Source organism: Streptomyces sp. NPDC002536, from assembly GCF_053594995.1.
The window spans coordinates 120787-131348 of sequence record NZ_JBSFWU010000005.1; the positions used below are offsets into that span (position 1 = coordinate 120787).

The 10562-nt window shown below is 69.0% G+C and carries 3 protein-coding genes, 1 tRNA gene and 2 rRNA genes; 1 reads left to right on the plus strand and 5 read right to left on the minus strand.

Features of this window, described 5'->3' with window-relative positions; genetic code table 11:
- Positions 1 to 70: 70 nt before the first annotated feature.
- A complete protein-coding gene (locus ACWD4B_RS03720; protein ID WP_451419234.1) occupies positions 71 to 5563 on the minus strand; it encodes a HAMP domain-containing protein in 5493 nt (1830 codons plus the stop codon).
- A 252-nt stretch (positions 5564 to 5815) separates the two neighbouring features.
- On the opposite strand from ACWD4B_RS03720, the gene ACWD4B_RS03725 reads away from it, so the two are divergent.
- Positions 5816 to 8449: a SpoIIE family protein phosphatase gene (locus tag ACWD4B_RS03725; RefSeq protein WP_451419239.1), complete on the plus strand. Its 2634-nt coding sequence runs from the start codon at positions 5816 to 5818 to the stop codon at positions 8447 to 8449.
- A gap of 62 nt (positions 8450 to 8511) precedes the next feature.
- Here the strand turns inward: ACWD4B_RS03725 and ACWD4B_RS03730 are convergent.
- From ACWD4B_RS03730 to ACWD4B_RS03745, 4 genes are all read right to left on the minus strand, one after another.
- Positions 8512 to 8584, minus strand: a tRNA-Thr gene (locus ACWD4B_RS03730).
- Positions 8585 to 8636: 52 nt separating this feature from the next.
- Complete coding sequence (locus ACWD4B_RS03735; RefSeq protein WP_451419235.1) at positions 8637 to 9326, minus strand: DegT/DnrJ/EryC1/StrS family aminotransferase; 690 nt, start codon at positions 9324 to 9326, stop codon at positions 8637 to 8639.
- A gap of 119 nt (positions 9327 to 9445) precedes the next feature.
- Positions 9446 to 9562: ribosomal RNA gene (rrf, locus tag ACWD4B_RS03740) — 5S ribosomal RNA — on the minus strand.
- Between the two features lie 74 nt (positions 9563 to 9636).
- Positions 9637 to 10562 (minus strand): 23S ribosomal RNA (locus ACWD4B_RS03745); the annotation flags it as partial.

A 10562-nucleotide genomic window follows, 5' to 3' on the forward strand; every position in this document is an offset into this window, starting at 1 on the left:
GAATACCGCGGTCCCACACGTCATCGGCCACAGTCAGTCAGCGGACGCTCAAAGTCCTTCCGAGCAACTGTCACTCGGCGCGCATCCACTGCTCCATCACCGTCAGCAGGTGATCCGTGTCGACCGGCTTGGTGACATAGTCGGAAGCCCCGGCGTCGATGCTCTTCTCCCGGTCGCCCTTCATCGCCTTCGCCGTGAGCGCGATGATGGGCAGCCCCGCGAACTGCGGCATCCTGCGGATCGCAGCCGTCGTCGCGTAGCCGTCCATCTCCGGCATCATGATGTCCATCAGCACCACCACCACGTCGTCGTGCTGCTCCAGGACCTCGATCCCCTCACGGCCGTTCTCCGCGTAGAGCACCGAGAGCCCGTGCTGCTCCAGCACGCTGGTGAGGGCGAAGACGTTGCGGATGTCGTCGTCGACGATCAGCACCTTCTCGCCGTGGAAGCCGCCGCTGAAACCGTGCGCCGTCCCGTCCGGGCCGTCACTGTGCGCATCCACCGGCCATGGCTCGTGCCCGGCGGCCACCCGGGCGCTCCGCGCCCCCGGCACCGCCGCCTCCGCCTGGCCGGACGCCGGCAGCGCGGGCCGCAGCCCCGCCGCGGCCTGCGCCGCGCGCCGGCGGCGCAGGAACAGCCCCGCCGCACCGCGCTCCGGCGCGTGCGCACCGGCACCGTCCCCGGAGGCCATCAGCCCGCCCGGCTCCACGGCCGCGATCGCACCGCCCGCCTCCGGGTGGTAGCCGTGGGGCGGCAGCTCACCGGGGTTGAGCGGCAGGTAGAGCGTGAAGGTGGAGCCGCGGCCGGGCTCGCTGGCCGCGTGGATCTCGCCGCCGAGCAGCCGGGCGATCTCCCGGCTGATCGACAGGCCCAGGCCCGTGCCGCCGTACTTGCGGCTCGTCGTGCCGTCCGCCTGCTTGAACGCCTCGAAGATGACCCGCATCTTGCTCTGCGCGATGCCGATGCCGGTGTCCGTGACCGAGAAGGCGATCATGTCGGCGTCGGCGTCCCGCAGCGAGCCGGCCTCCAGCAGCTGTTCCCGGATGCTGTCCGGGACGTCCACTCCGGCGGGCCTGATGACCAGTTCGACCGCGCCCGAGTCCGTGAACTTCACCGCGTTCGACAGCAGGTTGCGCAGCACCTGCAGCAGCCGCTGCTCGTCGGTGTGCAGCGTGGCCGGCAGCTCCGGCGAGACGCGCACGGAGAAGTCCAGCCCCTTCTCCGCGGTCAGCGGCCGGAACGTGGCCTCCACGTAGTCGACGAGCTGGACGAGCGCGATCCGGGTCGGGCTGACGTCCATCTTGCCCGCCTCGACCTTCGACAGGTCCAGGATGTCGTTGATCAGCTGCAGCAGGTCCGAGCCCGCACCGTGGATGGTCTCGGCGAACTCGACCTGCTTCGGGGAGAGGTTGCCCTCCGCGTTGTCGGCGAGCAGCTTGGCCAGGATCAGCAGCGAGTTGAGCGGGGTGCGCAGCTCGTGCGACATGTTGGCCAGGAACTCGGACTTGTAGCGCATCGAGACCGCGAGCTGCTCGGCGCGCTCCTCGAGCACCTGCCGGGCCTCCTCGATCTCGGTGTTCTTCACCTCGATGTCGCGGTTCTGCCGCGCCAGCCGCTCGGACTTCTCCTCCAGCTCGGCGTTGGAGATCTCCAGCGCCTTCTGCCGGTTCTCCAACTCCGCCGACCGCTCGCGCAGTTGCTCGGTGAGCTCCTGCGACTGCTTGAGCAGCACCTCGGTCTTGGTGTTGACACCGATGGTGTTGACGCTGGTGCCGATCATCTCGGCGATCTGGCTGAGGAAGTCCTTCTGGATCTGCGCGAACGGCTGGAAGGACGCCAGCTCGATCACGCCCAGGACCTGGCCCTCGAACAGCACCGGCAGCACGATCACATGGGCCGGCGGCGCCTCGCCCAGCCCGGAGGCGATCTTCAGATAGCCCGGCGGCACGTTCTCCACCAGGATGGTCCGCTTCTCCTTGGCCGCGGTGCCGATCAGCGACTCGCCCGGCCGGAAGGACGTGGGCATCGCGCCCATCGAGTAGCCGTACGAGCCGAGCATCCGCAGCTCGTAGGCGTCCTCGCCGCTGCCGCCCTCCTGCAGGTCCGTCGCCATCGCCAGGAAGAACGCGCCGTGCTGCGCGGAGACCACCGGGGTCAGCTCGCTCATGATGAGCCCGGCGACGTCCTCCAGGTCGCGGCGGCCCTGCATCAGGCCGGAGATGCGGGCCAGGTTGCCCTTGAGCCAGTCCTGCTCCTTGTTGGCGAGCGTGGTCTCGCGGAGGTTGGCGATCATCGTGTTGATGTTGTCCTGGAGTTCCAGGATCTCGCCCGCCGCGTCCACGTCGATCCGCAGGTTGAGGTCGCCGCGGGTCACGGCCGTGGCGACCTCGGCGATGGCGCGCACCTGACGGGTCAGGTTGCCGGCCATCTCGTTCACCGACTCCGTCAGGTCGCGCCAGGTGCCGTCCACGTCCCGCACCCGGGCCTGACCGCCCAGCTGGCCCTCCGTGCCCACCTCGCGGGCCACGCGGGTGACCTGGTCGGCGAACGAGGACAGCTGGTCGACCATCGTGTTGATGGTCGTCTTCAGCTGGAGGATCTCGCCGCGCGCATCGATGTCGATCTTCTTGGTGAGGTCGCCCTGCGCGATGGCCGTCGTCACCATCGCGATGTTGCGCACCTGCCCGGTGAGGTTGGACGCCATCGAGTTCACCGACTCGGTGAGGTCCTTCCACGTACCGCTCACGCCCGGCACCCGCGCCTGGCCGCCGAGGATGCCGTCGGTGCCCACCTCGCGGGCCACCCGGGTCACCTCGTCCGCGAAGGACGACAGGGTGGTGACCATGATGTTGACCGTGTCCGCGAGCTGCGCGACCTCGCCGCGCGCCTCCACGCCGACCTTCTTGGTCAGGTCGCCGTTGGCGACCGCGGTGGCCACCTGCGCAATCCCGCGGACCTGACTGGTCAGGTTGTTGGCCATCAGGTTGACGTTGTCGCTGAGGTCCTTCCAGATGCCGGTGACGTCGCGCACCCGCGCCTGGCCGCCCAACTGCCCCTCGGTGCCCACCTCGCGGGCCACCCGGGTCACCTGCTCGGCGAAGTCCGACAGCTGGTCCACCATCGTGTTCACGGTGGTGACGAGTTCGAGGATCTCGCCCTTGGCGTCGACCGTGATCTTCTTCGACAGATCGCCCTTGGCCACCGCCGTGGTCACCTCGGCGATGTTGCGCACCTGGGACGTCAGGTTGTTGGCCATGAAGTTCACGGACTGGGTGAGGTCCTTCCAGGTGCCCGAGACGCCCTGCACCTCGGCCTGGCCGCCCAGGATGCCCTCGGTGCCGACCTCGCGCGCCACCCGCGTGACCTGCTCGGCGAACGAGGAGAGCTGATCCACCATCGTGTTGAGGGTGTTCTTCAGCTCCAGGATCTCGCCGCGAGCATCCACATCGATCTTCTGCGACAGATCACCGCGCGCCACCGCCGTGGCGACCTGGGCGATGTTGCGGACCTGGGCGGTCAGGTTCCCGGCCATGCCGTTGACGGAGTCCGTCAGATCGCGCCACACACCCGCCACACCCGGCACCTGCGCCTGACCGCCGAGCCGGCCGTCCGTACCCACCTCGCGGGCGACGCGGGTCACCTGCTCGGCGAACGCCGAGAGCTGGTCGACCATCGTGTTGATGGTGTTCTTCAGCTCCAGGATCTCGCCGCGAGCATCCACATCGATCTTCTGCGACAGATCACCGCGCGCCACCGCCGTGGTCACCTGGGCGATCTGCCGCACCTGCGAAGTCAGGTTTCCCGCCATGAAGTTGACGGAGTCCGTCAGCTCCTTCCACGTGCCGCCGACCCCGTCCACCCGGGCCTGACCGCCGAGCCGGCCCTCCGTGCCCACGTCCCGCGCCATCCGCGTGAGCTGGTCGGCGAACGAGGACAGCTGGTCCACCATGGTGTTCACGGTGTTCTTCAGCTGCAGCATCTCGCCGGAGACGTCGACCGTGACCTTCTGCGACAGGTCGCCGTTCGCGACCGCCGTCGTCACCTGCGCAATGTTGCGGACCTGCCCGGTGAGGTTGCGGAAGGCCGTGTTCACCGAGTCCGTGAGGTCCTTCCACGTGCCCGCCGCACCCGGCACCGCCGCCTGGCCGCCCAGCTCGCCCTCGACACCGATCTCCCGTGCCACACGGGTCACTTCACCGCTGAAGGACTGCAGCTGGTCGACCATCGAGTTGACGGTGTTCTTCAACTCCAGCATCTCGCCGGAGACATCGACCGTGACCTTCTGCCCCAGGTCGCCGTTCGCCACCGCCGTCGTCACCTGGGCGATGTCCCGCACCTGCCCGGTGAGGTTACGGAAGGCCGTGTTCACCGAGTCCGTGAGGTCCTTCCACGTACCCGCCGCACCCGGCACCTGCGCCTGGCCGCCCAGCAGGCCCTCGGCGCCGACCTCGCTGGCCACCCGTGTCACCTCGTCGGCGAACGTGCGCAGCGTCTCGGTCATCTGGTTGATGGTCTCGGCCAGTTGCGCCACCTCGCCGCGCGCGCTGACCGTGACCTTCTGCGACAGGTCGCCGTTCGCGACCGCCGTCGTCACCTGCGCGATGCCGCGCACCTGGGCCGTCAGGTTCCCGGCCATCAGGTTGACCGAGTCGGTGAGGTCCTTCCAGACGCCGGCCACCCCGGGCACCTGTGCCTGGCCGCCCAGCTCGCCCTCGGTACCCACCTCGCGCGCCACCCGCGTGACCTCGGAGGCGAACGAGGACAGCTGGTCCACCATCGTGTTGACGGTGTTCTTCAACTCCAGCATCTCCCCGGCCACATGCACCGTGACCTTCCGGGAGAGATCGCCCTTGGCGACCGCCGTCGTCACCAGCGCGATATCACGCACCTGGGCGGTGAGCCGGGACGCCATCGTGTTGACGGAGTCCGTCAAGTCCTTCCAGGAGCCGGACATACCGCGCACCCGCGCCTGCCCGCCCAGCTTCCCCTCGGTGCCCACCTCACTGGCCACCCGCGTCACCTCGTCGGTGAACGCCGACAGCTGGTCGACCAGCCCGTTGACCGTGCGCCCGACTTTGAGGAACTCGCCGCGCAGCGGATGCGCGGAACCGTCCGCTCCCTGCGAGCGCAGGTCCATCCGCTGTTCCAGATCGCCCTCGGCGACCGCCGAGAGCACCCGGCCCACCTCGGACACCGGCCGCACCAGATCGTCGACCAGGGCGTTCGACGCGTCGATCGCGGCCGCCCAGGCCCCCTCGCAGGCGCCGACCTCCAGCCGCTCGGTGAGCTTGCCCTCCCGGCCGACCACCCGGCGCACCCGCGCCAGCTCGCCCGTGAGCTGCAGATTACGGTCCGCGACCTCGTTGAACACCGCGGCGATCTCGGACATCGCGCCGTCGCCCGAGACCGTCAGACGTTTGCGGAAGTTCCCGTCCCGCATGGCCTCCAGTGCCGACAGCAGCCGGTTCAGGGCCGCGGTGTCCACCTCCGTCGTCCCATTGGATCGGGACCGTCCGCCCTTCGCGCGCGTGCTCACGCCCCGCGCCGCTGCGCCAGACTCCACCGTGTCCCTCCCGCTGGGTCGATCATCCTCGTCGGGCTTCCGCTTCGAGCTTTCCCAGTGTTTCACTCCAGCCCAACCAGGTCATAACCTCCGGCAGCATCGCACACAGTCCACCCGATACCCCCAAGGTGGAATCACTGTGCACCGGCCTCCGCCCGGGGCGCGGGGGTAAGTAACCTGGCATCCGGCCAGGGCAATGGAGGGGCGCTGCACATGCGTGAGCAGATCGCCGAGACGCACACGAGGAGACCTGTGATCACCGCGCGGGCAGCCGCCACCTTCGAGCCGGTCGGACGCTCGGTCGCCGCCGCCCGGACGTTCGTCCGGGACACCCTCCAGGGCTGGGGCTTCCCGGACATCATCGACGACGCCGTCGTCCTGACCAGCGAACTCGTCACCAACGCCGTCGTCCACGCCGGCACCGCCGCCGAGGTCCTGTGCACCCGCGCGGACGGCGGCGTGTGCGTCGAGGTCGCCGACCGCTACCCCGAGCGCGAACTGCCCCTGCAGAGCCCCGCCGGCCGGCTCGGCGGCGTCGACCGCGAGGGCGGCCGCGGCCTGCTGCTCTGTGCCGCACTGGCCTCCCGCTGGGGTGTCGAGTACACGTCCACCCGCAAGAAGGTGTGGTTTCGCCTCGACCTCCCCGACCGCCCCGCGGGCACCCGCTCCGCCGGTCCCGCCCTGCCCGCCGCGGCCCTGCCGCTGGCCGACACCCGGGTCCGCGTCGCCGTGATCCAGATCGACCGCACCGGCTGCATCACCTCCTGGAACGACGATGCCCACGAACTCTTCGGCTTCACCGCCGACCAGATCACCGGCAAGCCCCTCACCGACCTCGCCGCCTGGCCGCACACCCCCGGCACCTCCACCGGCATCGCCGAGGCCCTGCGGCTGTCCCGCTGGGAGGGCTCCTACGGCGTCCGCGGCGCCGACGGCCGCGTCGTCCCGGTCTACGCCTCGCACCTGCGCGTCCGCGACGCCGAGGGCGCCCCCTCCACCGTCTGCCTGCTCGTGCGCGACGAGGAGCGCGCCGTCCTGCAGAGCCCGCAGCGCGCCCCCGCGGCCGACGCCGCCACCGCCGAGCGGGGCACCGCCACGGACCCCTTCGAGGTCTTCATCGGCTCCCCCGCCCCCGACGACCTCGACGGCCTCCTCCAGCGCACCGTCGAGCGCGCCCGCGACATGCTCGACGGCGACTCCGCCTACCTCCTGCTGGCCACGGACGACGAGACCGAGCTGGAGGTCCGCGCCTCCACCGGCCTGCCCTCCGCCCGCCAGCGCTTCGCCCGCGTCCCCGTCGAGGCCGGCACCGGCCGCTACGGCTCGGCCCGGATGCCCGCCGTCCACGACGACCTCAGCGCCGTCCCCGGCGCCGTCCCCCTGCTGGCCAACACCGGCATGCGCTCGGTCGTCACCGTCCCGCTCAAGGTGGAGGGCCGCCTGACGGGCTCGCTGGGCGTCGCCGCCGAGTCCCCGCGGCGCTACGGCAACGAGGAGGCCCTGCGGCTGCAGTTCGCCGCCGACCGCATCGCCCTCGCCGTCGAGTCCGCCCGCCTCGGCGAGCTGGAGCGGCTGCGCCGCGGTTCCCTCTCCTTCCTCGTCGAGGCCTCCGACCTGCTCGCCGGCACCCTCGACCGGGACCAGACCCTGGCCCTCATGGCCCAGATGACGGTCCCCACCCTGGCCACCTGGTGCGCGGTCTACACCATCGCCGACCAGAGCTCCGACCCCGAGCTGTCCTACGTCCTGCACGAGGACGAGGACCGCATCGACGGCCTGAAGAACCTGCTCTCCAAGGTCCCGCCGCCGGACCCGGTAAACACCCCGGGCGCCCGCGTCTGGTCGGCCCCCTCCGAGGCCGCCCACTCCGCGGCCCTGCGCTCCTCCCTGCGCAGCCTCGGCCTCGCCGACGCCACCGGCCACATCCCCGGCCCGGGCACCTCGCTCGCCACGGCGGCCGCGGTCGGCGGCGAGACCGTCGTCCTGCCGCTGGTCGCCCGCAACCGCGTCATCGGCATGCTCACCCTCGGCAAGCCCAGCGACGACCACTTCCGCCAGGAGATCCTCGAACTCGCCGAGGACCTCTCCCGCCGGGCCGCCCTCGCCCTGGACAACGCCCGCCTCTACTCCGAGCGCACCGCCATCAGCCAGAGCCTCCAGCGCAGCCTCCTCCCGCCCGAGCTCCCGCACGTCCCCGGCGTCGAGGTCGAGGTCATCTACCGCGCCGCGGGCGAGGGCAACGAGGTCGGCGGCGACTTCTACGACCTGTTCCCCATCCGCGACGGCGCCTACGGCTTCGCCATCGGCGACGTCTGCGGTACGGGCCCGGAGGCCGCTGCCGTGACGGGCCTCGCCCGGCACGCCCTGCGCCTGCTGGCCCGCGAGGGCTTCGGCGGACCCGCCGTCCTGGAGCGGCTCAACGCGGCGATCCTCGACGAGGGCGCCCGCAGCCGCTTCCTCACCCTGCTCTACGGCGAGTTGTGGCCCCAGCACGACGGCAGCGCCGTACTGAAGGTCGTCTGCGCCGGCCACCCGCTGCCGCTGCGCCTGCGCCAGGACGGCACCGTGGAGGCCGCCGCCGAACCCCAGCCGCTGCTGGGCGTCATGGAGGACCTCGAACTCTACGAGCAGACGGTCACCCTGGAGCCGGGCGACGTACTCCTGTGCGTCACGGACGGCGTCACCGAACGTCGCGAGGGCACCCGCATGCTGGGCGACGACGGCCTGACGGACGTCCTGACGACCTGTACGGGCCTGACGGCGGGTGCGGTCGCGGCCCGTGTGCTGCGAGCGGTCGAACGTTTCGCCGCGGAGCCCGCCTCCGACGACATGGCCATCCTCGCGATGCGGGTGCCGGAGCGTCAGCCCCTGCGCCAGGACGACTGATCCGCGGGCGCGGACACATACGAAGAAGGCCCCCGCCGAGTGGCGGGGGCCTTCTTCTTCAGAGCCCCAAAACGGAATCGAACCGTTGACCTTCTCCTTACCATGGAGACGCTCTGCCGACTGAGCTATTGGGGCCGGCAACGAGATAAAGCATACCCCATGGTCGGACGGCCTTTTGACCACCTGGCTACGCGGCCGCGGGCATCAGCCCGCCGAGCGCATTGCACGCCGACACCACACGCTGGAGTTCGCGCCGCGACATCTCTTCCCCGACGGGCAGAGCGAGACAGACATCGGCCGCCCGCTCGGTCTCGGTAAGCCACAACTCCCGCCGGAACGCGGGCATTCGGTGCACCGGAGTCTGTACGGGCACATGGCACCGGACGCCACGCGAACGAAGGGCCCGCGCAAAGGCGTCCCGATCCGGGCGGCCGTTGCCGGGCACACGCACGACATAGGAGTGATAGAGGTGGCGAACTCCCGGGGCCACGGGCGGAGTCAGCAGCCCGGTGAGACGGGCGTCGAGATAGGCCGCATGGGCCTGCCGGCGGGGATCCGGGAGCTCGGACTCGACGCGGCCGTGCTCGTGATGCTCGACGACGAGCAACCCCCGGCGATCGGCCAGGTGTTGAAGGGCCGGCAGCTCTGCGGGGTGCCCGAAGAGGGACACGGCCACAACGGCCGCGGTGCGCGAGGTCACGGCGGCCTCGACCGCTGCCGGGTCGAGGCAGAAGGTGCCAGGATCGATGTCCGCGAAAACCGGCACGGCACCCACGCGCCGAACCGCCTCGGCCGCACCGGGAGTTGCGTACGAGGGCACGACGACCTCGTCCCCGGAGCCCACACCTGCCGCCGTCAGGATCTCCTCTGTCCCCATACCTGCGGATGGTGACGGCGCAACGTGAACACGGCATGACGCTCCGCACTGCATCGCGGAAACAAAAAAGCTCCGGTGTCTGAACCGAAGTTCAAACACCAGAGCTTTTTTGAATAATAGTTCGGCGGCGTCCTACTCTCCCACACGGTCCCCCATGCAGTACCATCGGCGCTGAAAGGCTTAGCTTCCGGGTTCGGAATGTAACCGGGCGTTTCCCTAACGCTATGACCACCGAAACACTATGAAGATATCGACACGGCTATATTCACGGGTCGTTACTTCAGAACCTACACAGTGGACGCGAGCAACTGAGGACAAGCCCTCGGCCTATTAGTACCAGTCAGCTCCAACCGTTACCGGTCTTCCACACCTGGCCTATCAACCCAGTCGTCTACTGGGAGCCTTACCCCATCAAGTGGGTGGGAGTCCTCATCTCGAAGCAGGCTTCCCGCTTAGATGCTTTCAGCGGTTATCCCTCCCGAACGTAGCCAACCAGCCATGCCCTTGGCAGAACAACTGGCACACCAGAGGTTCGTCCGTCCCGGTCCTCTCGTACTAGGGACAGCCCTTCTCAAGACTCCTGCGCGCGCAGCGGATAGGGACCGAACTGTCTCACGACGTTCTAAACCCAGCTCGCGTACCGCTTTAATGGGCGAACAGCCCAACCCTTGGGACCGACTCCAGCCCCAGGATGCGACGAGCCGACATCGAGGTGCCAAACCATCCCGTCGATATGGACTCTTGGGGAAGATCAGCCTGTTATCCCCGGGGTACCTTTTATCCGTTGAGCGACGGCGCTTCCACAAGCCACCGCCGGATCACTAGTCCCGACTTTCGTCCCTGCTCGACCCGTCGGTCTCACAGTCAAGCTCCCTTGTGCACTTACACTCAACACCTGATTGCCAACCAGGCTGAGGGAACCTTTGGGCGCCTCCGTTACTCTTTAGGAGGCAACCGCCCCAGTTAAACTACCCACCAGACACTGTCCCTGATCCGGATCACGGACCCAGGTTAGACATCCAGCACGACCAGAGTGGTATTTCAACAACGACTCCACACACACTGGCGTGCATGCTTCACAGTCTCCCACCTATCCTACACAAGCCGAACCGAACACCAATATCAAGCTATAGTAAAGGTCCCGGGGTCTTTCCGTCCTGCTGCGCGAAACGAGCATCTTTACTCGTAGTGCAATTTCACCGGGCCTATGGTTGAGACAGTCGAGAAGTCGTTACG